The 24755-nt window shown below is 64.4% G+C and carries 26 protein-coding genes; 10 read left to right on the top strand and 16 right to left on the bottom strand.

Annotation, left to right across the window (positions count from 1 at the left end; genetic code table 11):
* Nucleotides 1–151 precede the first annotated feature (151 nt).
* Nucleotides 152–1075 (bottom strand): division plane positioning ATPase MipZ, encoded by a 924-nt coding sequence (locus MTX19_RS17100; protein ID WP_280984531.1) that lies wholly within the window; start codon nucleotides 1073–1075, stop codon nucleotides 152–154.
* A 304-nt stretch (nucleotides 1076–1379) separates the two neighbouring features.
* Here MTX19_RS17100 and panC point away from each other — a divergent pair, with 304 nt between their 5' ends.
* Entirely contained in the window at nucleotides 1380–2231 is an 852-nt protein-coding gene (gene panC / locus MTX19_RS17095) for a pantoate--beta-alanine ligase (protein ID WP_280984530.1), read from the top strand.
* 114 nt (nucleotides 2232–2345) lie between these two features.
* Here panC and MTX19_RS17090 read toward each other — a convergent pair whose 3' ends face one another.
* The 5 genes from MTX19_RS17090 to MTX19_RS17070 form a co-directional block, all read right to left on the bottom strand.
* Nucleotides 2346–2786: a DUF1489 domain-containing protein gene (locus tag MTX19_RS17090; protein ID WP_280977524.1), complete on the bottom strand. Its 441-nt coding sequence runs from the start codon at nucleotides 2784–2786 to the stop codon at nucleotides 2346–2348.
* A gap of 152 nt (nucleotides 2787–2938) precedes the next feature.
* Complete coding sequence (locus tag MTX19_RS17085) at nucleotides 2939–3868, bottom strand: hypothetical protein (protein WP_280986073.1); 930 nt, start codon at nucleotides 3866–3868, stop codon at nucleotides 2939–2941.
* A 151-nt stretch (nucleotides 3869–4019) separates the two neighbouring features.
* Entirely contained in the window at nucleotides 4020–4223 is a 204-nt protein-coding gene (locus MTX19_RS17080) for a hypothetical protein (RefSeq protein WP_280977522.1), read from the bottom strand.
* 333 nt (nucleotides 4224–4556) lie between these two features.
* Nucleotides 4557–4925, bottom strand: a complete 369-nt coding sequence (locus MTX19_RS17075) for a YidB family protein (protein ID WP_280984529.1) — start codon at nucleotides 4923–4925, stop codon at nucleotides 4557–4559.
* Between the two features lie 116 nt (nucleotides 4926–5041).
* Nucleotides 5042–5695 (bottom strand): glutathione S-transferase family protein, encoded by a 654-nt coding sequence (locus MTX19_RS17070; protein ID WP_280984528.1) that lies wholly within the window; start codon nucleotides 5693–5695, stop codon nucleotides 5042–5044.
* Nucleotides 5696–5799: 104 nt separating this feature from the next.
* Between MTX19_RS17070 and MTX19_RS17065 the strand changes: the two genes are divergently transcribed.
* Nucleotides 5800–6477: a DUF599 domain-containing protein gene (locus MTX19_RS17065; protein ID WP_280984527.1), complete on the top strand. Its 678-nt coding sequence runs from the start codon at nucleotides 5800–5802 to the stop codon at nucleotides 6475–6477.
* A gap of 315 nt (nucleotides 6478–6792) precedes the next feature.
* Here the strand turns inward: MTX19_RS17065 and MTX19_RS17060 are convergent, their stop codons facing one another.
* The 8 genes from MTX19_RS17060 to MTX19_RS17025 all read right to left on the bottom strand — a co-directional run bounded on the left by MTX19_RS17060 (nucleotide 6793) and on the right by MTX19_RS17025 (nucleotide 14822).
* Nucleotides 6793–7677, bottom strand: a complete 885-nt coding sequence (locus MTX19_RS17060; RefSeq protein WP_280986072.1) for a hypothetical protein — start codon at nucleotides 7675–7677, stop codon at nucleotides 6793–6795.
* Between the two features lie 209 nt (nucleotides 7678–7886).
* The gene (locus MTX19_RS17055) at nucleotides 7887–8672 is read right to left on the bottom strand and encodes an aldo/keto reductase (RefSeq protein WP_280984525.1); all 786 of its coding nucleotides are present in this window, start codon (nucleotides 8670–8672) and stop codon (nucleotides 7887–7889) included.
* 117 nt (nucleotides 8673–8789) lie between these two features.
* The gene (locus MTX19_RS17050; protein WP_280984524.1) at nucleotides 8790–9674 is read right to left on the bottom strand and encodes an alpha/beta hydrolase; all 885 of its coding nucleotides are present in this window, start codon (nucleotides 9672–9674) and stop codon (nucleotides 8790–8792) included.
* Nucleotides 9675–9704: 30 nt separating this feature from the next.
* Nucleotides 9705–11117, bottom strand: coding sequence for a dihydropyrimidinase (hydA, locus tag MTX19_RS17045; protein WP_348638380.1), 1413 nt, complete (start codon nucleotides 11115–11117; stop codon nucleotides 9705–9707).
* The gene (locus tag MTX19_RS17040; RefSeq protein ID WP_280984523.1) at nucleotides 11117–11881 is read right to left on the bottom strand and encodes an aspartate/glutamate racemase family protein; all 765 of its coding nucleotides are present in this window, start codon (nucleotides 11879–11881) and stop codon (nucleotides 11117–11119) included. The genes hydA and MTX19_RS17040 overlap by 1 nt, the downstream gene beginning before the upstream one ends.
* Complete coding sequence (locus MTX19_RS17035; protein ID WP_280984522.1) at nucleotides 11878–12675, bottom strand: GntR family transcriptional regulator; 798 nt, start codon at nucleotides 12673–12675, stop codon at nucleotides 11878–11880. The genes MTX19_RS17040 and MTX19_RS17035 overlap by 4 nt, the downstream gene beginning before the upstream one ends.
* Nucleotides 12672–13466, bottom strand: a complete 795-nt coding sequence (locus MTX19_RS17030) for an aspartate/glutamate racemase family protein (RefSeq protein ID WP_280984521.1) — start codon at nucleotides 13464–13466, stop codon at nucleotides 12672–12674. Before MTX19_RS17030 ends, MTX19_RS17035 begins: the two co-directional genes overlap by 4 nt.
* A gap of 51 nt (nucleotides 13467–13517) precedes the next feature.
* A complete protein-coding gene (locus tag MTX19_RS17025; RefSeq protein WP_280984520.1) occupies nucleotides 13518–14822 on the bottom strand; it encodes an MFS transporter in 1305 nt (434 codons plus the stop codon).
* 727 nt (nucleotides 14823–15549) lie between these two features.
* Between MTX19_RS17025 and MTX19_RS17020 the strand changes: the two genes are divergently transcribed.
* From MTX19_RS17020 to MTX19_RS16985, 8 genes are all read left to right on the top strand, one after another.
* Nucleotides 15550–16371 carry a sulfurtransferase/chromate resistance protein gene (locus tag MTX19_RS17020; protein ID WP_280984519.1) on the top strand — a complete coding sequence of 274 codons (822 nt, stop codon included), beginning with the start codon at nucleotides 15550–15552 and terminating at the stop codon, nucleotides 16369–16371.
* A gap of 116 nt (nucleotides 16372–16487) precedes the next feature.
* Nucleotides 16488–16721 (top strand): PepSY domain-containing protein, encoded by a 234-nt coding sequence (locus MTX19_RS17015; protein ID WP_280977509.1) that lies wholly within the window; start codon nucleotides 16488–16490, stop codon nucleotides 16719–16721.
* 156 nt (nucleotides 16722–16877) lie between these two features.
* Nucleotides 16878–17102 (top strand): hypothetical protein, encoded by a 225-nt coding sequence (locus MTX19_RS17010; protein WP_280984518.1) that lies wholly within the window; start codon nucleotides 16878–16880, stop codon nucleotides 17100–17102.
* A gap of 68 nt (nucleotides 17103–17170) precedes the next feature.
* On the top strand, nucleotides 17171–18115 hold the full coding sequence (locus tag MTX19_RS17005; protein ID WP_280984517.1) for a DUF1259 domain-containing protein: 945 nt from the start codon (nucleotides 17171–17173) through the stop codon (nucleotides 18113–18115).
* 87 nt (nucleotides 18116–18202) lie between these two features.
* Complete coding sequence (locus MTX19_RS17000) at nucleotides 18203–18802, top strand: c-type cytochrome (RefSeq protein WP_280984818.1); 600 nt, start codon at nucleotides 18203–18205, stop codon at nucleotides 18800–18802.
* A 393-nt stretch (nucleotides 18803–19195) separates the two neighbouring features.
* Nucleotides 19196–20377 (top strand): chromate efflux transporter, encoded by a 1182-nt coding sequence (chrA, locus tag MTX19_RS16995; RefSeq protein WP_280984516.1) that lies wholly within the window; start codon nucleotides 19196–19198, stop codon nucleotides 20375–20377.
* 12 nt (nucleotides 20378–20389) lie between these two features.
* Entirely contained in the window at nucleotides 20390–21391 is a 1002-nt protein-coding gene (locus MTX19_RS16990) for a YncE family protein (RefSeq protein ID WP_280984515.1), read from the top strand.
* Nucleotides 21392–21414: 23 nt separating this feature from the next.
* Complete coding sequence (locus MTX19_RS16985; RefSeq protein ID WP_280984514.1) at nucleotides 21415–22203, top strand: hypothetical protein; 789 nt, start codon at nucleotides 21415–21417, stop codon at nucleotides 22201–22203.
* A gap of 654 nt (nucleotides 22204–22857) precedes the next feature.
* Here the strand turns inward: MTX19_RS16985 and MTX19_RS16980 are convergent.
* Complete coding sequence (locus MTX19_RS16980; protein WP_280977499.1) at nucleotides 22858–23178, bottom strand: helix-turn-helix domain-containing protein; 321 nt, start codon at nucleotides 23176–23178, stop codon at nucleotides 22858–22860.
* Nucleotides 23179–23307: 129 nt separating this feature from the next.
* Nucleotides 23308–24729 (bottom strand): magnesium transporter, encoded by a 1422-nt coding sequence (gene mgtE / locus MTX19_RS16975; protein WP_280986071.1) that lies wholly within the window; start codon nucleotides 24727–24729, stop codon nucleotides 23308–23310.
* Between the last annotated feature and the right edge of the window lie 26 nt (nucleotides 24730–24755).

Genomic DNA, 24755 nt, shown 5'->3' with positions numbered 1-24755 from the left:
CTTTGTTCCGCTATTTTGTTGGCTGGAACTTACCAAAGTTCCGGCAAGGATAGCGGTGTTCCCCGACGCGCAACAGTGACGAAGGTCATCTCTTGAGAGCGAATTCGGGGGGCTCCCCTCCCCAGGACAGATCAGCTCTCAGCCGCTCCGCCTAGCTACCAATGATGTCGTGAACCTCAAGGGGCTTGTCGGCCTGGCTGAACCATTCGGCCCGGTTGGCGGCCCGGCGCCGTCCTCGCTCGTCGAGTGGCAGCTTGAGCTGGCGCAGCAGGCTCATGACCTCCTCGCGCGCGGTGACATGGCCGAGGCTCGGGCGGGTTCCGAGCGTCGCCTCGTCGATGTCGTCGAGCGCCGTCCGCCCGCGCGGGAAGAATTCGCGGTACACCACCCGCTCGGCAAAGCCGTCGACCGATCGGAACCCGAGCCGCAGCGACAATTGCCTCAGGCCCTCGGCGACTAGCTGCTTGTTGCGCGAACCGAGCATCGACAGGCGGTTGCGGACCACGATCCAGTCGGTGCTGGAGCCATCGAGCTGGCGGCGCTTGCGCCTCGCGTCGCGCACCATCTCGGCATAGTGGCTTTCGCCGATCACCGCATAGGTGGCGGGATCGACGGTCCCCAGCACGTCGAAATCGAGGAAGCTGTCGTTGATCGGCGTCACCAGCGTGTCGGCCATCGAATGCGCGAGCCGCATCAGGTAGCTGTCCGAGCCCGGCGTATCGACGACGATGAAATCATAGGCACGCTCGACCGCGCTCACCGCCTCCATGAACTGGTGGAATTCGGCGTTCTCATTTTCCGCGATCTGCATCGTCTCGCCGTACCTGATGCAGGTGTGCTCCGGCAGTTCGAGATCGAGCCCGGTGCGCCGCGCCCATGCCCGGCGGTTGTTGATGTAGCGGGTGAAGCTTTGCTGACGACAGTCGAGGTCGATGCTGGCGACGCGCTGTCCGGCCTTCATCAGCGCGACTGCGATATGCACGGCGGTGGTTGATTTGCCCGAACCGCCCTTTTCATTGCCGAGCACGACAACATGCGCGGAGCCGGAATGACCCTGACCAGCCTGAACCAACATGACTTGACCCCCGGCGATATCCTCAAATCGAGCGCGGCTGCGGTGAAGTCAATTGCACCACACTGATACGAAATCGAATCCAGTCGCCCTTAATCATGAATCAATAGAAGAAAATTGCTGCGTCGATCCGCAGCACAATGCCGCTGGTCCGTGTGCAGCCCACGTCAGGCAATGCTGTCCTATCACACGATTTGCCGGCTGCGTTTCGCTCTTGGTAAAGTGCCATGACCCGCCGAACGTCAACCACCTCGCCCAGGCGACCAAGTCGTCTAACCCAAGCCTTGCCCCAAGAGACCAAGACCAGATGCCGAGAAATCCTGCCGTCGTCCGCACCGTCCCTGCTCTGCGTCGCGCTGTCGACGCCCTGCGCGCCAAGAAGGCAACGATCGCGCTGGTCCCAACCATGGGAGCCCTCCATGACGGCCATGTGTCGCTGGTGCGGCTCGCCAAGCGCCGTGCAAAGCGGGTCGTCGTCTCGATCTTCGTCAACCCGACCCAGTTCGCGCCGACGGAAGATTTCGGTTCCTACCCGCGTACCTGGAAGGCCGACGTCGCCAAGCTTGCGGCCGAGGATGTCGACCTGATCTGGCATCCGGAGGTGAAGGCGATGTACCCGGAGGGCTTCGTAACCCGGATCGTTCCGGAGGGGCCGGCCACCGCCGGGCTCGAGGATCGCTTCCGGCCGCACTTCTTCGGCGGCGTCGCCACGGTGGTCGGCAAACTGTTCACGCAAGTCCGGCCCGACGTCGCGATCTTCGGCGAGAAGGATTTCCAGCAGCTCCGCGTGGTGACCCAGATGGCCGCGGACCTCGATCTCGGCGTCAAGGTGATCGGCTCCAGGACGGTGCGGGAGCGCGATGGGTTGGCGATGTCCTCGCGCAACGTCTACCTCTCGCCCGAGCAGCGGCGCGTCGCGCCCGAGCTCTACCGCGTGATGAAGGAAACAGCCGCCCGCCTGCGCGCCGGCGAGAATACAGAGGCGGCCATGGCGGCCGGCGCCGCGTTGATCACGAAGGCCGGCTTCGTGCTCGATTATCTCGAGGTCCGCCACGCGAACACGCTGGCGCCGATCGCCTCGCTCAAGGACGGACCGATGCGGATGCTGGTCGCGGCGAGGCTCGGCAGCACGCGCCTGATCGACAACATCGCGGTGTAGCCGCCGAGAACGTCGTGTCGTGCTTGCGCCGCCCAGCGGCACTTTGCTGGTGACGAGCGACACCAGCGCAACCCTGAGCCGCACCAATCCGAGCAGCGACAGCAATCCGATTGCTTACAGCAATCCGAGGTCGCGCAGCTCGCGGCGCATCGGCTCCGGCATCGAGGCCACGCTGGCGGCGCTCGATTTGGTGAGATCGGGCGGCGCGGCGTCCGCGGTCAGATAGCGCCAGCCCTGGAACGGTCGCATCGGCCGCGGCGAGACGGCGATTACCTTGGGCTGCATGACCAGGCGGCAGCGCCCGATGCCGTCCTTGTCGCGGAACGGCTCGATCGCGATGATCTTCTCGCGCGCGGCGATCTCGCCGCGGATCACCCAGTAGAGCGAACCGCCGGCGAGGATCTCCTCGTCGCGCTTCGGCGTCATGCGCGTGATGTGGACGTGACGGAGCGGCAGGCCCTTTTTCTTCGCGGTCGCCATCCGTTCGGCGACCCAGCCCTTGAGTTCCTTGACCGACTCGCACCCGACGGCAAGCTTGATGAGATGAAGCGGCATACGCCGGATTTAGCGGCCGGCGCAGGCTTTGAAAAGGGAGCACGATCCGGAACAGTGGATAGCGTTTTCCCCGCGACCGACGCAACGCGGACATCATGCGCCGAGCGGCGGAGGCTCAAGCGCGATGACGATCAGCCCGACCTTCTCGCGCCTCAGTTCTGGCTCGCGGCTGCGGGTGCGCTCGGCGCGGGCGCGGCTGGTGGTACAGCCGGCGCGATCTGAACCGGCGCGTGCCTCGGCGCCGCCCGCTTCGCCGCAGCTGACGGGCGTGCAGGCGGTGACGCTGCGGCTGCGGGCTTGGTCGGCTCAGGCGTCATGATGCTGACCGGCGGTGTCGACGCGGAGCTCGGAAACTCTGCATTGGTCGGTTTGCCGGTCGGCACCGACGGCGGCAGCGCCGCCACCAGCCCGGCCGCGGCCATCGGCGCCACGCCGGGCACAGCGTTCCAGGAAGGCGCGTAGCGGGTGATCAGGTTCTCGTAAGTCCGATCGTTCATGTTGGCGACCACCTGGTGATTGTCGCCGAGGGAACGGAAGGCGGGGCACGCCGTCGGAGTGCAGTGGTCGCGGGCCATCAGCACGTAGGCCATCAACCCGTAACGGTCGTGCTCAACCGCACGGCGCAACGCCTGCAACTCGGGGGTCGGATTGCGTTCGGCGGTCGTGATGTCACCGAAGGAGGTCAGGCGCGAGATCTGCGCGGCCGCATAGCTGACGGCCGCGGCGGCCGAGTCGGCCGAACCGAATAGCGTCTTCTCGCACGCGTTTAGAACAGCGTCGCCCGCGAGGTCATCAACGCAAGCGAGTGCCGGCAGCGTCGGTCCTGTCGCTTGCGCCGTGCGCGTCTCGGCCGGAGCGGTCTGGCCGCCGGGCCCGAAGCCACGGATCGTCGCGGCGACCGCAACCGCGATCGACAGCAACGTGATGACGGTCAACGCGCCGTTGGCGACGGATTTCTCCGCGCGCAGCAGCGTGACCAGAACGACAATTCCAAAAAATCCCGCCGCGGCCAGCGTCAGCCACGTCGGAAAGGTCGGCGAGCGCCAAATCTGATCCAGTGAGGAAGCCCAAGCCCAGTTCATGCGCGATGTCCCTCAACGCAGCATAGCACAATCAGCGACGGCAAATGCCGCCCACCCGGCATTCAACCTTCGGCAGAATGGGTCCGCGAACAGGGCCTTTTAACGGCGGCCAGGGCGAAACCGCCCAGACCGCCGGCTTGCGCACAGTCCCTCAGGACAGCGCGAGCTGACTCTCCTTGGCCACCCGTTCGAAAGCTTCCGTCGAGCTCTTGATCCGATACTGGCAGTCGTCGCCTTCAGTCGGCAGCAGGCGGATCACCTGATAGGTGCCGCTCGCGGCGGGACGCGCCACGTTGCTCGCAGTGAAATAGACAGTCTCTCCAACGGAGTACTTATGCTTCAACGCCCTCTCCATTTTTTAGAGATCGCTGGCCCGGCCCACAGTCCCGCTAGCACTGGCCAACCTATTGAGAACCCTACGACAACCTAGCACACTGACAGGCCCGGAATCCAGCAGGATCGGGACATGGCAAGTGCCCAAATTTTGCAGACTTTTCAGAACGATAGAGGGCAATTTGCGTGCCAGACGCAAATCACCCGCCGAGGCGTCGAAAAACCGGGTTCTGGGGCGTTAGGGTTCCGGGGCGTTAGAGTGGCTTCGAGCGAAGTGAACACCGCTTCGCGCGAACAAAACGCGTCAAAACAAGAATCTGGAGCTTTCGGTTCTAATTCAATCAGAACCGTGGCTCTAGGCGCTGTGCGGCAGCTTGCCGTCGGGGCTCGCACCGTCGACCGCACCCGGAAGCGCCTGGGCGAGCACCTTGGAGAGCTGGTCGACCGGGATGTTGAACTTCGCGGCCAGTTGCCTGACCGTGTCGCTGCCGAGCACCTCCTGGAGCTGTTCGGCCGTGATGGGCAGGTTCTGGCCGTTGCCGATCCAGGATTTGACCTGATCGCCGAAGCCGGCCTGCTCGAGCTTGGCGACGATCGCCGACAACCCGCCCTGCCCGCCATTGCCCAGCACTTCGCCGAGCACGGCGGGGATCACCGCCGCGCCAAGCTGGCCGAGCATTCCCTTCAGCTCGGGCGAGTTTTCCAAGGAGTCGAGAATGCCCATGGACTTAGTCCTTTCGCAAATCGCAAAGAGCGGTTCCGGATTCAGACTCTTCGGCGCCACGGCGTCAAGCCGCGAAGTTTGAGGCCGCGGTCACAATTCGGACGTCGTGGGCCCGCTCAGACGTGCTCGAATCGGTCGATCAGAAGCGTCTCGGCGAGGCCGTCGCGGGTCCACTCCTGGAATGCGGGCAGCGACATCATCGCGTCGACATAATGCTGCGCCTCTGCCTTTACCGGGATCGCGTAGGTGCGGAAGCGGTGCACCACCGGTGCGTACATCGCGTCTGCGCCGGAAAACGCACCGAACAGGAACGGCCCCTGCTTGCCGTAGCGCGCGTGGCAATCGGCCCAGATCTCCTGGACCCGGGCGACGTTGGCACGCGCATCATGCGACAGCGCGACAGGACGGATCGGCCGGTGCAGATTCATGCCGCATTCGTTGCGCAGCGCCATGAAGCCGGAATGCATTTCCGCGGAGATCGCGCGGGCATGCGCGCGCGCCGCGCGATCCGCCGGCCAGAGCTTCGCGTCCGGGAATGTCTCGGCGAGATATTCGATGATCGCAAGCGAGTCCCACACCGTGATGTCGCCGTCGATCAGCGCCGGCACCTTGCCGGCCTTGCTGACGCTGAGAATGCGGTCCTTGTCGGCCTGGTCGGTGTAGAGCGGAATGAAGATTTCCTCGAACGCGATGTTGTTGGCACGCAGCGCCAGCCAGGGCCGCATCGACCATGACGAATAGTTCTTGTTGCCGATGACAAGCTTCAGCATGTCCGGAGAATCCTGTTGTGACCGGTATCTTGCCATAGTGCATTGCACGCGTCCAACCTGTACATGACGCGTGACGCGGCCGCGCATTCCCGGGGGAAGACAACATGGCGGGCTATTGGGTCGATGTCGTTGCGGTGGGCTTCTTTGTCGTCGAATGGCTGATCTACGCCATCACGCTCGAGCACACCGCCTACGGCCGCGACAGCCTGTCGTCGCGCATGCATGTCTATCGCGAGATCTGGGTCAGAAACCTGCTCAACCGCGAGGCGCGGATGGTCGACATGCAGATCATGGCATCGCTGCAGAACGGCACCGCGTTCTTTGCCTCCACGAGCCTGATCGCGATCGGTGGCGCGCTGACGCTGCTCCGCGCGACCAGCGACGCGATCGCCGTGCTCGGGACGCTTCCGATCAACCTGAGCCCCTCGCCCGCGCTGTGGGAGATCAAATGCGTCGGACTGGTGCTGATCTTCATCTACACGTTCTTCAAGTTCGCCTGGGCCTATCGCCTGTTCAACTACGTGGCGATCCTGTTCGGCGCGATGCCGCCCGCCACCCAGCGCGACACGCCGGAGGCCGAAGCCCATGTGATCCGCACCACGCGGATGTTCGAAAATGCCGGCCAGCACTTCAATCGCGGCCAGCGCGCATTCTTCTTCGCGCTCGGCTATCTCGGCTGGTTCGTCAGCCCCTGGCTGCTCTTCATCACCACCGCCGCGGTCGTGATCGTGATCTGGCGCCGGCAATTCGTGTCGAACGCGTGGCAGGCGATGGGGAGCTAGCGGGCCTGAATGCTAAGCGATTGTAACGAGCCGCCACGGCGGCGGAGCTGCGCCGCCTCTCCCGTCCTTTACGGGGTCGGGACGAGCGAAGCTCGCTCCTAAGGCGTGATGAGACTAGGTTGAGCTGGAACGGCAACGGAGATTCACCTCTCCCTTGGGAGAGGTCGGCGCGTAGCGCCGGGTGATGGGTTACGGTCTCTCGTTGGAGCCGCGGCCCCTCACCCGATTTGCTGCGCAAATCGACCTCTCCCCGTCGGGGAGAGGTGACCGAACCGATTCAATCCAAATTCATTGCGTTCTAATTTGGCCCCTGCCTTACGACGCAAAGTCGCGCGGCGTGAAATCGAGGTCGAGCACCTTCCACTCGCCGTAGCGATCCCTGGGCAGCATCGCATAGGGCTGGCAGGCCTGCAGCGCGCTGGTCGCGCTCTGCATCAACAGCGGCCCCTTCATCGAGGCACTGGCCTCGATCAGCTGCGGAGCGGCTGCGAGCTTCCCGTCCGGCCGCATGAACACCCGCAGCTTCACTCTCACGTCGTCGCTGGTGCTCAGCGTCGCCGGAAGCTTCATGCAGGTCTTCAGATGACGGCGGAATTCGGCGACCACGCCGGAGCCAATATCGGCCTTCTCGGTGGCCGGCGCGTCGAAATTGTCCTTGCCGGCGTCGGGTCCGGTCGGCGCCTCAGCGGGCGGTGTCTCCGCGGGGAGATAAGGCGGCAGACCGAGCATGACGTGGTATTTGACGGAAGGGTCGGGCTCCGGCCGCGTGTAGGCAGGCGGCGGCGATTGCTGCGCAACTGGCGGGGGTGGCTGCGGCGCCGGAGGCTGCTCAACCTTCGCCATCTGTCGTGGGGTGGGACTCGGCTGAGGCGCCGGTTGCGGCGTCGCCTGCTTCTGCTCCGGCTGCGGCGCCGGCGGTGTCGCCTGCTTCTCTGGCGGCTGCGGCGCGGGCGCCTGCGCTTCGGGTTGGGCCGCGGCAGACTCAGTCGGCTTGTCGAGCGAGGGCAATTGCAGTTCCGGGGTCGGCGTCGGATCCGGCGCGACCTCGGCGACCTCCTGCGGCGTCACGACCTCGACCGGCATCGTGTCAGCGGCGACGGGATCGAACTGATGGACTTCCGAATAGAGGAAAATGAGCGCGAGCAGCAACAGGTGCACGAGCACCGACGCCATCATATCCGCATTTGGCCGGAACTTCATCCCACTCGATCACGTCGTGATGTCTCCCCGCCAGCTACAATAGCGGTCGAGGCCTGTCTGCCTCAATCCCATTTCAGCGCAAAACCGAAATCGGTCAATCGGCCAGAGCATGATCCGGAAAAATGTGGGCGGTTTTCCCTCGCGACAGACGCGGAACGCGTTTGCGCGGAGAGCATCCTCAAACAAGGACGTAAAGTGCGATGATCCAATCATCGCACTTTGCCGCTGCCCATCGCGGAAATCTCGCGCATGTCCTCCTCGGACAGCTCGAAATCGAAGACATTGAAGTTCTCCTGCAGCCGCTCGAGCTTCGAGGTGCGAGGAATCGCAGATACAGTTTGTTGCACCAGCCAGCGCAGGCAGACCTGGGCGCCGGTCTTGCGATAGCGGTCGCCGATCCGCGCCAGCGCCCGGTCGTTGCGGACTCGCCCCTTCGCGATCGGGCTGTAGGCGACAAGCGCCAGGCCGTGGCGCGCGCGGGCCTCCATCACCCTGGCCTGGTCAAGATAGGGATGGTACTCGACCTGGTCGCAGGCGAGCGGCTCCGGGCACGCCGCCACCGCTTCCTCGATCAACGCCACCGTGAAGTTGGACACACCGATATGGCGCGCCAGCCCCGCCTGCCTGACCCGCGCCAGCGCGCCGAGCGTGTCCAGCAGCGGCACCTGCGGATTGGGCCAGTGCAGCAGCAACAGGTCGACCTCGGTCAGGCGCAGCCGTGCGAGACTCTCCTTGGCCGATCGCTCGAGGTCCTTTGGCTTGAAATGGCTGGTCCAGACCTTGGTGGTCACGAACACATCGTTGCGCCTGACTCCCGAGGCGCGCAGCCCGTCGCCGACCTCGCGTTCGTTCTCGTAGATCTGGGCGGTGTCGATATGGCGATAGCCGAGCCGCAGCGCCTGCTCGACGATGCGCGCGCAGGTGCGGCCGCGCAATTCCCACGTGCCGAGCCCGATCGCGGGAATTTTGGCACCGTTGCCTTCGACGAAGATCATGCGCCCATTATGCGCGCGTGATCCGGCGCTGCCAACTCACACCGGCGTGGCGGCGGGAAGACTGCCGGAATGACGGATCGGGTGCCGGCCGACGAGGACTGGCCGATGTGATTCCGCCTAGTCCTTCATTCCCGTGATGGAGGCACTGACGGCCCTGGGATCGCGGAGCGGCCAGCGGCCGCTCTCGACCTGCGACAGGAAATCACCGACGATCCGGTTGTATTCCTCGGGCTCCTCGATGTTGATGGCGTGGCCGCAATTCGGCATCACCGCGAGCGCGGCCGACGGAATGCTCTGCTTCATCAGAATGCCGGGCAGAAGACAGGGCCAATCCTCGTCGCCCGTGATGATCAGCGTCGGCACCGTGATGCGCTTCATTTCGTCGGCCAGCGTGTAGAGCGACGGACGCTCCTTCTGCACACCCTGTTGCGTGTTGGCCGATCCCACCGCCGAGTGCTCCGCCAGCATGGCCTTGAACTCGGCGTGGCCGCGCGGATCCTTGTTTTCGTACTGCACGCGGGTCGGCCCATAGGCGTAACGTTCGGCGAAGGCCGGCATGCCCTCTTTCCGGATCGTGTTTGCGATCACGTCGGCCTCGGCGCGGAACGTCTCGCGCTTGTCGAGCTCGGCGCCATAGCCGCAGCCGCCGATGCAGAGCGACAGCGCGCGTCCAGGGTGGCGCATGCCGAAGTGCAGGGTCGCAAAGCCCCCCATCGACAGGCCGATGATATGGGCTTTCGGTTCGCCGATATGATCGAGCACGGCGAGGATGTCGTCGGCGGCGCGCGCCTGCGAATATGAAGAGACCTGCTCCGGGACATCAGACGGCGGAAAGCCGCGCGCATTGTAGGCGATGGTCCGGTAGCGCTTGCCGAAATGCCGCATCTGCTGCTCGTAGCTGCGCAGGTCGCCGGCGAATTCATGGACCAGGATCACCGGATGGCCTGATCCGGTCTCTTCGAAATAGAGGCGTACTCCGTCGTCTGCTGTCGCGTAGGGCATGGTGATCTCCTGCCTTCTTTTGTTCGCGTGTTACGTGATGGTTGCGGCTCCCGGCGGCCTGGCGCGCGGCAGGTACATGCCGTGATCCTTGCCGCCGACAAGCGTGCCGTTATCGACGACGACCTTGCCGCGCACCATGGTCAAGACCGGCCAGCCGGTGACCTCCAATCCCTCATAGGGCGTGTAGTCCGAGCCATCATGGATCAGCTCATGACGGATGGTCACCTTGCGCGTCGGATCCCACAGCGCGATATCGGCGTCGGACCCGACCGCGATCGTTCCCTTGCGGGGATAGAGGCCGTAAATCTTGGCATGATTGGTCGCGCTGAAGGCGACAAAGCTGTTGAGGTCGATACGGCCCTTCACCACGCCTTCCGAAAACAGGATCGGCAGCCGCGTCGCCACGCCCGGGATTCCGTTCGGCACCCAGCGGAAGCTGGTGCGCCCCTTCGGCGCCAGCTTGCCTTGCGGATCGTCGTAGCGGAACGGGCAATGGTCCGACGAGAACACCGAGAACACCTTTTGCTGCAGGCCTTCCCAGCATGCCTTCTGGCTGGCGACATCGCGCGGCGGCGGCGAGCAGACGTATTTCGCGCCCTCCATGTTGAGCTGATCGAGATCCTTTTCGGTCAAGACAAGATATTGCGGACAGGTTTCACCCATCACCCGTAGTCCGCGCTGCTGCGCGCGACGGATTTCCTCCATCGATTCCCGGTTCGACACGTGCACGATCATGACGGGCACGTCGACGAGTTCAGACAGCGAGATGGCGCGGTGGGTGGCTTCGCGCTCGACCGGGATCGGCCGCGACGTGGCGTGAAAGCGCGGCGCGGTATTGCCCGCGCGTTCGAGGCGGTCGGTCAGGAAGCGGATGGCATCGTAGTTTTCCGCATGCACCATCAGCATGGCGCCGGTCTCGCGCGCAACCGACATGGTCTCGAGCAGTTCGCGATCCGACAGCGCCAGGCCCTCATAGGTCATGAAGACCTTCAGCGAGGTGTAGCCGTCCTCCACCAGCGCCGGCAGCTCCTGGCCCAGCACGTGCTCGGTCGGATCGGTGACGATGAGATGAAAGGCAACGTCGATGTGACATTGGCCTTCGGCGAGCGCGTGATAGGCCTTGAGCGCCTCGCGCAGCGTCTGGCCCTTCTCCTGCAGGCAGAACGGCAGCACGGTGGTGTTGCCGCCGAACGCCGCGGAGCGCGTGCCGCTGGCAAAGCCGTCGGCCATCACGATGCCGTCGCCGGACGGCTGGGCAAAGTGGACATGGCTGTCGATGCCGCCGGGCAGCACAAGCCGGTCCGTCGCATCGATGATCGCAGTTGCGGGGCCGAGATCGTGTCCGAGCGCCGCGATCTTGCCGTCGCGGATACCGACGTCGCAGGTAAAGGTGTCGGCGGCGGTGACGACGGTGCCGCCGCGGATGACGGTGTCGAAGGACATCAGCGGGCTCCCTCCTTCGGTGTGCGATGTTCGATGACGGCAGCCAGCGGCTCCGCCAGCCCGAACGTTGGCTTCGGATCGGGACGGCGGAAGGTGCCGGCGACCGCCTTGCGTGGATTGAGAACGGCGAGCGTTTCCGCCTGACGCACCGCGGCCGCGACGGGATCGATCACCGGCACCGGAATGCGATCGCGGACCTTGGCCGCAAGCCCGGCCAGCGGCGCGCCGGACAGGATGACGACATCGGCCTTGTCCTGTTCGACCGCCTGATTGGCCAGCGCAACCAGCAGATCCTCCTTCTCGGCCTGAACTTCCGAGATCGACCGGAACGAACCGTCGAGCGTGCGGATTCCGGCGCAGCGCGAGGCAAGGCCATGCATCGCGACGCATTCCTCGTACCAGGGCGTCAATGCCCCGGCAAAGGTCACGATGGAAAACCGCCGCCCGACCATGCAGGCGGTCAGCATCGCGGCTTCGGCGAGCCCGACGACGGGAAACGCGAACAGTTCGCGCGCGCCGAACAGGCCGGGATCGCCGAATGCGGCGATGATGGCGGCGTCGAAACCGGAGCCGGCTTCCGCGAGCATCTCGAGCGCGATCGCGCCGCCGATCTGGGCCTCGGCGCGGGTGGCGATATAGGGCACGCCGCGCGGCGCGGTGGCAGGCACGAGCTCGGTGCCGGCGGAAGCCACCTTGCTGCCGGCGGCATGGAGCAGATCCGTCACGGCCGCCGTTGTGTTGGGATTGAGCAGCAGGACCTTCATTGCGCAACTTTCCTTGTCTTGCGGCCGCGCGACTTCTCAGGTGCTTCCGGCGCAGCGACGGCATCCGCCTTGCCGTCCAGCGTCTCGGCGACGATCTCGCCGGTGCGGCGCACGTGATGGGCAAGCAATTGTCCCGCACGGGCCGCGTCGCCCGCCTTCAGCGCGGCCAGGATCTCCTGATGCTCGCGCACCGATTCCTCCCATCGGCCGAGCACGGACAGCGCGAAGAAGCGTGCGCGCTCGGCCCGCGCCAGCAGGGCGTCGTGGGTCGCCTTCAGCACGGCATTGCGCGCGAACCCGACAATGACCGAATGGATCTGCTGGTTGATCTGGAAATACTCGCGCAGCTCGCCACGGCCATGGTGCCATTCGATTTTTTCCTGCAGCGCCTCGAGCCGCTCGACGTCGGACGGCTCCATGCGTGCAGCGGCAAGCTCGGCGGCGCAGCGTTCGATGCCGCTGACGGTCTCAAACAGATCGGTCAGCTCCGCGCGTCGGAACGGCGCAACCACGGCGCTGTGGTTGAGGCGCAACTCGACCAAGCCCTCGGTCGCGAGCTGCTTCAACGCCTCACGCAGCGGCGTCCGCGAAACACCGAGCGCGTCGGACAGATCCGCCTCGCCCAATAGCTGGCCGGGCGCCAACTCGCCGCGAACGATCATCGTGCGCAGCCGCTCAGCCGCCTGCTCGTGCAGCCCGATCCGCGGCACGCGCAGGCGGCGCCGTTGCAGCGCCGTCATCGGGCGCGCGCGCTTGGGATCCTTCTTGCGCCTCGTTGTCTTCGCTTCAGTCACGCTTCGCCTTCATCACCACGACCGAGGATCACGTCCTCCGCGTCGATCGCGGCCGCCGCCCGCAGATCGGGGTTCGAGAACAGGCTGCCCCAGCCGTGAATGCGCGACGGATCGCAGCCGGTCGCGGCCAGGCACGCCCACAGCGTCACCGCAATCGAATCGAGCACGGGAACGCCAAATCCCCGCTCCAGCCGCGCGGCGGCACCGGCGCCCCGCATGTTGGTGCAGAGCACCATCGCCGCATCGCAGCCCTCGCGCACCACCTCCTCGATCAGCCTTGCGACCTCGGCTTCGCTGACCTCGGCAAAGGAGAAATTGTCCTGCAGCGAGAGATGCCGCTCGGCGAAGCAGTGCAGCCCTTCCGAATTCCAGTTGGCGATGATCCTGTCCTGGACGTCCTTACGATATGGCGTCACCAGCCCGATGCGCTTGGCGCCGATCCGCCGCAGCAGATCGCGATAGGCCAGCACCGTGGTGCAGGCCTTGATGCCGGTCGAGGCCGTAATCTGCTCGCACAGGCTCTCGTCGCGATCGAAGCCGAGCCAGCTCGCCGACGTCCCGTTCCAAGCGATGACATCGACCTTGGCATGCGCCAGCAGCTCGGCGGCGCGCAGGATCTCGCTGGCGTCGAACTGGCGGAGCGCCGACTCGGACAGCGCGATCTCCGTCACCTTGAAGCGGGAGAAATGCGCCGACACGTCATCGATGCCGGCCAGCATCGCATAGGTCATCGGCTCGAGCGCGGTGTTCGATGACGGCGTCAGCATGCCGAGCCGGACGGGACGTGTCATTCACTGGCCTCATCAACGGGCCGGGCCTCGATGGGCCCGGCCGCATCCGTTCTAGACAGGTAGCTTGCGGCTGTAGTCGATCAGGGTCGAGCAGATCAACAGCGCAATGCCGGCGGCGGCGAAATACATCAGCGCCAGGAAGTAGGAGCCCGTGGCCTGCACGATGAAGCCGACGATCAAGGGCGTCGTGATGCCGGCGATGTTGCCGCCGAGATTCATGCAGCCGCCGAGAAAGCCGGACTTGCCGCGGCCCGCGAGCGCCGAGGGAATGGCCCAGTACATCCCGCACCAGCGCAGGAAGAACAGCGTGGTCGACAGCAGCACCACGACCGCGACCGGATTGGAGACATAGGCCACGAGGAAGATCGAGACGGTGGCCATGATCGCCGCGATGCCGAACAGCGTGCGGAAGACCGTGTTCGGCGCCCCGCCCCGGGCTCGCCAGCTATCGCCGATCCAGCCGCCGACCAGTTCGCCGACAAAGCCCGCGAAGAAGATGATGAACGAGGCGCTGCCCAGCACCTTGATGTCGAAACCGTGCACCTTGTACAGATAGTTCGGCATCCAGGTCAGCAGCCCGTAGAATGTGGTGTTGAAGAACATCCACCCCAGGCACATGCACCACACCGAGCGGAAGCGGAAATAGGCCATCCAGCTCGCGCCCGACGAGGGCGGCGTGGCCGCGTCCTCGATCGCATGCGCCTCCTCGAGATAGCGCGCCTCCGCCTCGTTGACCGAGGGGTGCTGGCGCGGCTCGTTGCGGATGTAGTACCACGCCCACAGGCCGCACAGCATCGTTCCGACGCCCGCGACGATGAAGGCCAAGCGCCAGGAATCGAACGCCGCCATCAGCCACGCGATCACGATCGACCCGAGCGCTGCGCCGAGCGGCGCGCCGCCGTCGAGCAAGGTGGCGCCGCGTCCGCGCTCCGTCTGCGTCATCCAGATCGCGTTGAGCTTGCCGCCGGCCGGATAGATCGGCGCTTCCGACGCGCCGAGGCCGAGCCGGGTCAGCAGCAGCAGGAACCAGCTCGTGGACAACGCCGCGAGCGCCTGGAACGCGCCCCACAGCAGCGTTGCCGACGCGATCACGATCCGCGGCTTGAACCGGTCGGCGAGCATGCCGCCCGGCACCTGCATCACGGCATAGGTCCAGAAGAACGAGCTCAGGATCAAGCCCTGCATCGCGGGATCGATGTCGAACTCCTTCGCGATCAGCGGCATCGCGACCGAGAGCGAGGCACGATCGATGTAGTTGATCGAGATCAGGAACAGCATCAGCAGGAAGATCTTCCAGCGCACGCCGGTCGGTTTCGCCGTGTCTGCGATCGCGATGGTGGAAACCTGTTCGCTCATTGCTCACCCCCTGTCAGCGGCTTGGTTTTCCTCGCGTGACCGTTCGCCATTGAAGGTCATCCGCCTGCCCTGCCCGGAGCGAAGTCTGTTCCAGCCGACGTGAAACGACAAGAACATTTTGTATTCTGCATGCAATATTATACAACTAATTGATTTAGATAAATAAATGTATGGTATTGCACTGTTTTCAATCAAACCGGTGATGAGGATTTGGGCAGAACCGGCATGGCGCCGGCAGCGGCCGGCACGCCAAATACGCTCGGAACCATTCGCGTCGGTTGCGAGATGCGTGCCCCACATCAGCGAAGCGCGGCGCGCGACCGGCAGCGTTGAGAGGCGCTGGATGCCCTCGCCCGTCGAGGCGGCGCAAGCAATGGCAGCGAAGCGTCTCGGGCGCGCGTGAGCCGGCGGTTCGCCGGCACAGCATCGCCCATCACCGCAACTGCGCACACTCCCCAATCATCAAGCCGTTTCTCGATGCGGTTCGACCGATGAAAAGACGAACCCGCACAAGTAGTGCCATCGCCCGTTCCGTTCTGGCCGACGCCCCCGTTCCATCGAAACGGCAAGCGGCCTGTCATGTCCGCCTCGCAATTCGTTGAAGTCGCCAGGCACTGCCGAGGTTGACAGCGCGGACCGCAGGGTCTTCTATTTTGCCTACGGGGAAAGCGATCTCCCCGCGAGGCGGCATGCCCAAGAATCGCGTCCAGATCACCAAGGACGCAGCATGTCATTTTCTTACACATCCATCTCATCGGAAAAGCTTTCGCGGCTGATCGGCACGGCAAACGCGCCGACCCTCATCGACGTTCGAGCCGACGAGGATTTCGCCGCAGACCCACGACTGATACCCGGCGCGGCGCGCCGGTCGCATCTCGACGTCCAGGACTGGGCCTCGCAAATGAGAGGCCAGTCCGTGGTTGTCGTCGGCAACAAGGGCCAGAAGCTCAGCGAAGGCACCGCGGCCTGGCTACGGTGCTACGATGTTGCAGCGGAAATACTCGACGGCGGACATCTCGGCTGGCGAGAAGCCGAACTTCCGACCGTTCCAGCAGACAGAATCCCGAAGCGTGACGGGCGCGGCCGCACCGTCTGGGTCACGCGATCGCGGCCGAAAATCGATCGCATCGCCTGCCCCTGGCTGATCCGCCGCTTCGTCGATCCAGCCGCCGTGTTCCTGTTCGTCACCTCCTCCGAAGTCGAGGCCGTGGCCGAAAAGTTCGAGGCCACGCCGTTCGATATCGAGAACGTGTTCTGGAGCCACCGGGGCGAACTCTGCACGTTCGACGTGATGGTCAAGGAGTTCGGCCTTTCCACCCCGGCGCTGGAACGGCTCGCGATGATGGTGCGCGCCGCGGATACCGCGCGGCTCGATCTGTCGCCGGAGGCGCCCGGATTGCTCGCCGCCTCGCTCGGTCTGTCGCGCATGTTCGACGACGACCTCGAACAGTTGAGCGCTGGCCTCCTGCTTTACGATGCCTTCTATCGGTGGTGCCGCGACGCGACCAGGGAGACGCACAACTGGCCGACCAACAAGGTGAAGCCATAACCGATCTCGCCGCCTCCGGCATCACGGGCATCGCGCTGCGCCTGGCGGACGTCATCTGAAACGAGGGAACCGCGCATTTCGAAGCCCTGGGGCAGGATACGACCAGGAGAACGACCATGCAGACACGACGGCTCCCCCACCTATTTCTCGCCTTGGCAATTGCGGGCGCAGCCGCGCCCGCTTCTGCCCTGACGCGGGACGAGCTGGTCGCGAAGCTGCAGGCCGCCGGCTACGCGGAGGTCAGCGACATCAAGTCGACGGCCGAGGGCACGACGGCCAGGGCAATGAAGAACGGCAAGCAGGTACGGCTGGTGATCGACAGCAGCGGTCAGGTCAAGGAACAGGACTGAGACGTTCCGCCTGCTCGAAGCAATCGACATCGACATGATGGAGTGAACGACCATGATGAGATCGATGATCGCCCTCTGCGCGGCTGTCCTGTGGCCATGCGCGACGCTGTCGGCGCCGCTCGACGTCGGCAGGAACCAGGACTCGGTCGTTGCGTTGTGGCAACCGTCCGTCCGCCGCCGATCGAGAAGCTGCACGGCATCGTCGAGAGCGTCGACGAGGGCAACGACACCATCAGGATCCGCCTGTCCCCCGACAAGACGGAGCCGTTCCAGGTGCAGGACGGTTTGCTCTTCAACGCCGTCCGCTTCGGCGACCTCGTGGAAATCTCGGTGCAGGACATCTCCGGCGCGCCAACGATCGTGGGTCTTTCGAAGGAGTAGAGCGAAGGAGCCCTCATCGCTGCAAAGGAACTAGAGCAACCGTGAAATCTGTTTCAAGGAGCGCGACAATGCGAAACATCATCGCGGCAGTGATTGGCATCGGCGCCTTTTGCGTCGCCGCCGACGCAAACGCCCAGACCATCGACTGGCAGGTCTTCGCCGAGCCGTTCGTCTCAGCCGCTCATGCGCAGAGTATCGATTGGCAGAAGGTCGATGAGACGCTGGGCCGAAAACCTGCCGTTGCGGGCGATGTGCACCGCTACGGCTTTTCGCGGACAGATCTCACGGTGACCCTCGATGGTGTAACCATCAAACCGGCGCTGGCGCTCGGAGGATGGGTCGCCTTCAAGCCCGTGCACGATGGCGTCATGGCCATGGGCGACCTTGTGCTGCTTGAATCCGAGATCAATCCGGTCATGTCGAAGATGATCGCAAGCGGTTTGCAGATCACGGCCGTGCACAACCATCTGCTCCGCGCGAGTCCCGCGACTTTCTATATGCACATCGCCGGCCACGGCGACCCGGTCAAGCTCGCCACGGCAATCCGTGATGGGCTCGCTGAAAGCAAGACGCCGCTCAAGACCGCGGCGCCGGCCGCGCCTCCGCCGGCGGTCGATCTCGATACCGCCCAGCTCGATCAGATCATCGGCGTCAAGGGCAAGGCCAACGGCGGCGTCTATCAGTTCAATGTTCCGCGCCGCGATCCGATCACCCAGGAAGGGATGCAGTTGAGTCCGGTCGGACCGATGGGCGTCGCCATCGGCATCAACTTTCAGCCGACCGGTGAAGGCAAGGCGGCCATCACCGGCGATTTCGTGCTGACAAGCGACGAGGTCAACCCGGTGATCATGGCGCTGCGCTCGCACGGCATCGACGTGACCGCGCTGCATAGCCATATGCTGGAAGAACAGCCGCGCCTGTTCTTCATGCATTTCTGGGCCAATGACGACGCCGTCAAGCTTGCCAAGGGCTTGCGGGCCGCGCTCGACAAGACGGCGAGCACGAAGAGTTGACGCCATTGTCGCACGACCGGCGATGACGCTCAGAAGGATATGTTGATGAAGAGTTCCGTAGCCGAGCGGCCGCGGCCGCGACGATTGATGGCCCGGCCTCTCCTGCTGCGATCGGCCTTCGCAGCCTGCGCGATCGCGGCCGGTATCGGCTCGGCTGCGGCAGATGCCGACAACGGAAGAACCAAAGCCGAGACGTGCGCGACCTGCCATGGCAACAACGGCATCTCGACGATGGAGAACGTCCCGTCGCTCGCATCGCAGCCCGACCTCTTCCTGCAATGGCAGTTGGTCTTCTTCCGCAGCGGCGCGCGGAAGAACGAGACGATGGCGCCTCTCGCGGAGCAGCTCAGCAATGAGGATGTCCGCGATCTCGGCGCCTACTTTGCCTCGCTCAAGGCTGCCGACTCCTCCTCCGCCAAAGCACCGGACGACCATCCGGAGTTGGCCGAGGCCGGCAAACAGGCCGCCGCCGCTGGCAAATGCGCGTCGTGTCACGGCGAGAACTACTCCGGAAACAAGGCTGCGGCCCGCATTGCGGGCCAGCGCGAGGAATACATCGTCAAGGCGCTCCACGATTACAAAGCCGGTGTGCGAACCGGAGGCGGCGTGGCCGCGATGGCGGAAGTTGCTTATCCGCTCAGCGACGACGCCATCACGGCGCTCGCACACTACCTTTCGCGCCTTTGATCCATACCTGCCGCGGCGTCGCGATCCACTCCGCGCTGGGCTTGCGTCTGTGGCACATCCGCGGCCGATCTGCTTAATAGGTCTGCATACATAAGGCTCCTGCGACGTTGACAATTTCGTCCTGTTGCCGTTACTAAATTCACACGGGGAAGCGATCTCCCCGCGAGGCGCCATGCCCAAGAATCGCGTCCAACTTTTCACAAGGACGCTGCATGTCTGCTACCTACCGACAATTTTTCAAACATCTTCCACGCTCGTTGATCGACGCATTGGGCCATGCGCTCCAAGGCACTTCGGCGGCTGGTTGGATTTGGGCTCCCGTTAGACGGCTTCCTTCAAATCACCGCCCGCCCGCGGTGAGACGCAAGATTCCTTCGAGGGGGAGTTTCTGACGTGATCACGCCGACAATCTCGCAGCACAGCCGTCTGACAGAATTGGCGCGCTACTTCCTGCGCCTCGGTTTTCTTGGCTTCGGCGGGCCTGTTGCGCTCGTCGGACAGATGGAACGCGAGCTGGTCGACGACAAGAAGTGGCTGACGAAGGAGCAAATGAGGGAATCGATTGCTATCTGCCAATCGCTTCCGGGGCCGTTGGCGATCCAGGTCGGCGTCTATGTCTCCTGGCTTCGCGGCGGCTTTTGGGGAGCCTGGGTCGGTGGATGGTGCTTCATCCTCCCCAATTTTGTGATCGTGGCTTCGCTCGGCGCCCTCTACGTCTATCTCGGCGATCTCCAGCCGGTCACCGCGATCTTCTACGGCGTCAGCCCTGCGGTCATCGCGTTGATCCTGCACTCCTGCTACCGGCTCGCCAAGCTGGGCATGGAGGACTGGCTGCAATGGGCGATTGCGGCGGTCTGCCTGGCCGTCACCGTCATTCTCCAGGCGGAAGTCGCGCTGCTGTTCATCGGCGCCGGAATCGTGGGCATCCTCTACTATGGCAGCCTGTTCAAGCGCACGCCTACGACCCTGTCGGCAATCGTGGTCGTGCCGGCCGCCGCGGGTCCCATCGCGCCTGCGGCCACCGGCTCCACGCTCACCAAGCTTCTGCTGTTCTTCCTCAAGGCCGGCTCGCTGACATTCGGCAGCGGCCTCGTCATCGTGCCGTTTCTCGAGCAGGGGCTGGTGCAGCAGTACAACTGGCTCGACGAGCGGCAATTCCTCATCGCGGTGGCGATCGGCATGATCAGTCCGGGACCGGTGGTGATCACCGCGACCTTTGTCGGTTACCTCGTGGCCGGTTTTTGGGGCTCGCTCGTCTCCACGGTGGGCATCTTCCTGCCGTCGTTCCTGCTGGTGCTGATCGTTGCGCCGCTGCTGGCCCGGCACCGCGAAAACGCGAATGTTCAGGGGTTCGTGAAAGGCGCTTATGCGGCCGCGATCGGGACCATTCTCGGCGCGTGCATCCTGCTCGGCAAGATCGCGATCGGCGACTGGCTGACAGCGCTGATCGGCGCGATCTCGCTTGCCGTCCTGTTCCGCTGGAAGGTGAGCAACCCGCTTCTGATCGCTGCGACCGCCGTGGTCGGCCTGATTGCATATCCATGGCTGCAACCGACCTGGGTGATGGTTCACTGACCGGAGGACGTGATGGCATATCCGTTCCGGAGGATATCAGCAGTGTCGGCGTGTATCGCCATTTTGGCCGGCGCTCCCGCCTTGTCCCAATCGGGAGACAACGTCCTGCAACTCGAAGGCAAGATTTTGCTGGGCGACGTGCGCGGTCGCATCGACCACATGGCGGTCGATGCAAAACGGCTACGGCTCATCGTGGCAGAACTCGGCAACGACACGGTCGGCATCGTGGATTTGGCAAGACGGAGTGTGATCCAGAGAATTACGGGGCTGAAGGAGCCGCAAGGCGTCGGCTACGAGCCATCCAGCGACACACTCTATGTGGCCAATGCGCGGGATGGTTCGGTGAGGTTTTTCCAAGGAGAGACTTACGAAGCGGCAGGAGGCATCGATCTCGGCAGCGACGCCGACAACGTCCGCATCGATGCTGCCGCCAAGCGTGTCGTCATCGGCTACGGAGACGGAGGCCTCGCGGTCCTGGACGCCGCGACGCGCAACAGAATCGAAAATATCCCGTTGAAGGCGCACCCCGAGAGTTTTCAGCTCGATCCCGACGGCGGCCGGATCTTCGTCAACCTGCCTGATTCCCACGCGGTCGCGGTGATCGGCAGCGCATCCGGAAAATCGTTGGCGAGTTGGCCGATGGACAAGGGCGGCAACTTCGCGATGGCCATCGATCGCGATCGCAAGCGAATTCTGGTGGCGTTCCGCAGCCCGCCCGAGCTCTCTGCTTTCTCCATGGCGGATGGAAAGCAAATTGCGAGCGTCGAAACTTGCGGCGATATCGACGATCTCTTCGTCGATCGAAAGCGCAACCGCATCTACGCCAGTTGCGGAGCGGGTTTTGTCGACGTGTTTGAGGTCGACGGCGCCATCTATCGCCGGCTGAGCCGCATCCCTACCGCGCAGGGTGCACGCACGTCGTTCTTCGCGCCGGAGCTGGATCGTCTGCTCGTCGCCGCGCGGGCAACTTCCACCGAGCCGGCAGCGATCTGGATATTGCGCCCACTTCCTTAAGCTTATGGCCGTGAGACACACGCATGTTCACACCCAGCCAGTGCAAAGGACGTCTTGGCAAGCTTCTTATGTCGGGCTCGGCGATCGGTCTGGGCTTGACGGTATTGTCCTCCCCTGCGCGGGCCTATCGCCCCTTCGACGGCACTGATGCCGCCGTCGCCGCTCCGGGCGAAGTCGAGATCGAACTGCAGCCTGCCGGACGGCGGCATGATATGGAAGGCACGACACTCGTCGCGCCCGCTGCGGTTTTCAACTACGGTCTTAGCGAGGACTGGGAGGCCGTCCTCGAGGGTCAGGGTGAAACCCCGCTGTCGCCTTCCGGCCCCACGAGCCTGACGGCAGCAGGGGCCTTTCTCAAACACGTCATCGTGCCTGGAAGCCTGCAGAACAAGACCGGACCAAGCGTTGCCACCGAGTTCGGCGTGCTTCTCCCCGACAGCACCGGCATGTCCGGCGTCGGCGCGAGCCTAGCGGGTATCGTCTCGCAACGCTGGGATTGGGGAACGATCCACTTCAACGCCGAGACCGCACTCACCCGCGATCATCATGGCGATGTTTTCTTCGGCACCATTCTGGAAGGGCCGTCAAAATGGACGGTGAGGCCGGTCGCCGAAGTGTTCTACGAAAATGAGTTCAGCAAGGAGGAGACGATATCGGGTCTAATTGGCCTAATCTGGCAGATTCGCGACAATCTGAGCTTGGACGTTGCGTTTCGGCGCGGCCTCACGAATGGACACCCCGTCGACGAGATCCGCGCAGGGGTGACCTTTGGCTTCCCGCTCCGGTTTCTTGACGGTCGTGCCACCCATTGATGAGTTCACGGATCACTGATTTGCCCGACGGCGCAAGCCCCTGCATCGAAAATATTTCTGTTTTCCAGAAGCGCAACTCAGTGTATGAATGGCCCGTCTCACCCGCTTGAGGGGCGCTTCGCGATCGTCACGAGTGTTGGGTTGGGATGCGGTGGACGCCGATGTCACGGCTGACGAGCGTGGCAGATAGCGGACGGCGAAGTCGTGCAGGCCTGACGCCCTAGTGGCAGGTGTCTCGTCAGTGGGGGCAAGAGCTTTCACTGATGACGGTGACAACAAAGCCCAGTCTCGCCGGGGAGAGCACGTATAAGCCGTAAAACCATCGCGCAGGGAAAGCCGGGATTGCTCCGGTTTCACCTGTGGTCCTACCTCCCGCGTTTTTTGTTGCGCGGGACCCATGGGTGCGATCGGCACCCGGCTTTCCCTGCGCCCTCTGCTAAGTGAGAGGGCGAAACGAACGCAAAAGCTCGGACATTTCATGTCGCGAGAACGCGAACTTGCATCCTCTCTCAATCGTCATGCCGCGCGCATGCGGGGCATCCAGTACGCCGCGGCCTCTCGGTTCAACGACCGGCATCTCTGGAATACTGGATCGCCCGGTCAAGCCGGGCGACGACACCGAGGATGGGGCAGCGGCGAATGTCTCCCGCGGGTTCACGCCGGCGTCGGCTCGTTCGACAGCGCCGCGAACACGGTCTCGGGCGAATGGGCGATCACGGCGAGCAGCGCGCGGGCCGGACCGCGCGGCGCCCGCTTGCCCTGCTCCCAGTTCCGGATCGTCTCCACGGGGACGCCGAGCTTGGCGGCGAATTCAAGCTGGGTGAGTTGGGCCCGGCGGCGCAGGTCACGCACCGCCGGTTGCGATGCTGCCGCCGGTACCGCCGCGGTGGGCGGCTGCGGCGGCGCGAGCGGGATTTCCTTCCCGTCGCGCAACTCGACGATCCGTCCGTCCGCCTTGAGCCGCAAGCGCTGCATGGTGATCCCCTCTTGGGAATGGGGGCATCATCGGTGAAGGCGATTAAGGCCCGATTAACGATAAGCAAGCCGCGGTCTGACCCGCGTTGCTCACGCGACCCCTGGGCTGCTTCGCGCGACAACTCGCTGCTATTTCAGGCCGAACCACAACGTGGCGATGCCGAGGAAGGAGAAGAAGCCGACCACGTCGGTGACGGTGGTGACGAACGTGCCGGAGGCCACCGCGGGATCGGCCCGCACCCGCTCCAGCACCATCGGGATCAGGATGCCGCCGAGCGCGCCGGCGACGAGATTGCAGATGATCGCAAGCCCGATCACCATGCCAAGGCCAGGGATCTTGAACCAGGCCACCGCGGCAACGCCGGTGATGACGGCGAAGGCGATGCCGTTGACGAGTCCGACCATGGTCTCGCGCAGCACCACGCGCATGGCGTTGAAGGAGCCGAGTTCGCGGGTGGCGAGCGCGCGCACCGCGACCGTCATGGTCTGGGTCGCGGCATTGCCGCCCTGGCTCGCCACGATCGGCGCCAGCACCGCGAGCGCCACCATCTTCTCGAGCTGGCCCTCGAACAAGCCGAGCACCGACGACGCCAGGAAGGCGGTCGCGAGATTGACCAGCAGCCAGTTGAAGCGGCCGCGGGCGATGGTCCAGACCGAGTCGGACAGCTCTTCGGGGTGGGTGACGCCACCCAGCGCCTTGAGGTCTTCGTCCGCCTCCTCCTCGATCATGTCGACCACGTCGTCGATGGTGATCACGCCGACCAGGCGATCGGTGGTGTCGACGACGGGAGCTGCGACCAGATTGTACTTGCCGAATATCCGCGCGACCTGCTCCTGATCCTCCAGCGCGGAGATGCGGCGGCGGTCTTCCTCGATCACGTGAGTGATCGGCAGCAGGCGGCGCGCGCGCAACAGCACGTCCAGCGAGACCGCGCCAAGCCAGTGCCTGTCGGCATCGACGACATAGATTTCGTAGAAGCGGTCCGGCAGGTCGGGCGTTTCGCTGAGATAATCGATCGCCTGCCCGACGGTCCAGGCCGGCGGCACCGAGATGAACTCGGTCTGCATCCGGCGGCCGGCGGAATTCTCCGGATACAGCAGGCTGCGCTCGATGTCCTCGCGCTCGGCGGGCGACAGCTTCTCCAGGATCTGTTCCTGATCCTCCTCGTCGAGGCCTTCCAGGAGCTCGACCGCGTCGTCGGATTCGAGCTCGCGGACGCCATCGGCGACGGTCTCCGGCTTGAGTTCCTCGAGGATCTCCTCGCGGACGGCCTCGTCGACCTCGTTGAGAGCGGAGAAGTCGAAATCCGTGCCCGTGATCTCGACAAGGGTGACGCGGTCCTCCGGCTCGAGGGCCGCGATCAGGTCGCCGAGATCCGCCTTGTGCAGTTCCGCCACCACCTCACACAGCAATGGCCGCTCGGCGGCACGGATCGCCCGCGTGATCTCCTCGACGAATTCGTGGCGAAGCTGGCCCGCGTCGTCCCGCATCGGCATGCGGTCGAGCACAGCTGTCTTGGCCGGCGGGGCCACGTCGATTTCCTCGGCCATGCCGTAACTCACCGGTTTGACAGGAG

Source organism: Bradyrhizobium sp. ISRA464 (assembly GCF_029910095.1).
Taxonomy (GTDB): domain Bacteria; phylum Pseudomonadota; class Alphaproteobacteria; order Rhizobiales; family Xanthobacteraceae; genus Bradyrhizobium.
The sequence above is the reverse complement of the archived record's forward strand: the minus strand, read 5'-3'. Positions and strand labels throughout refer to the sequence as shown.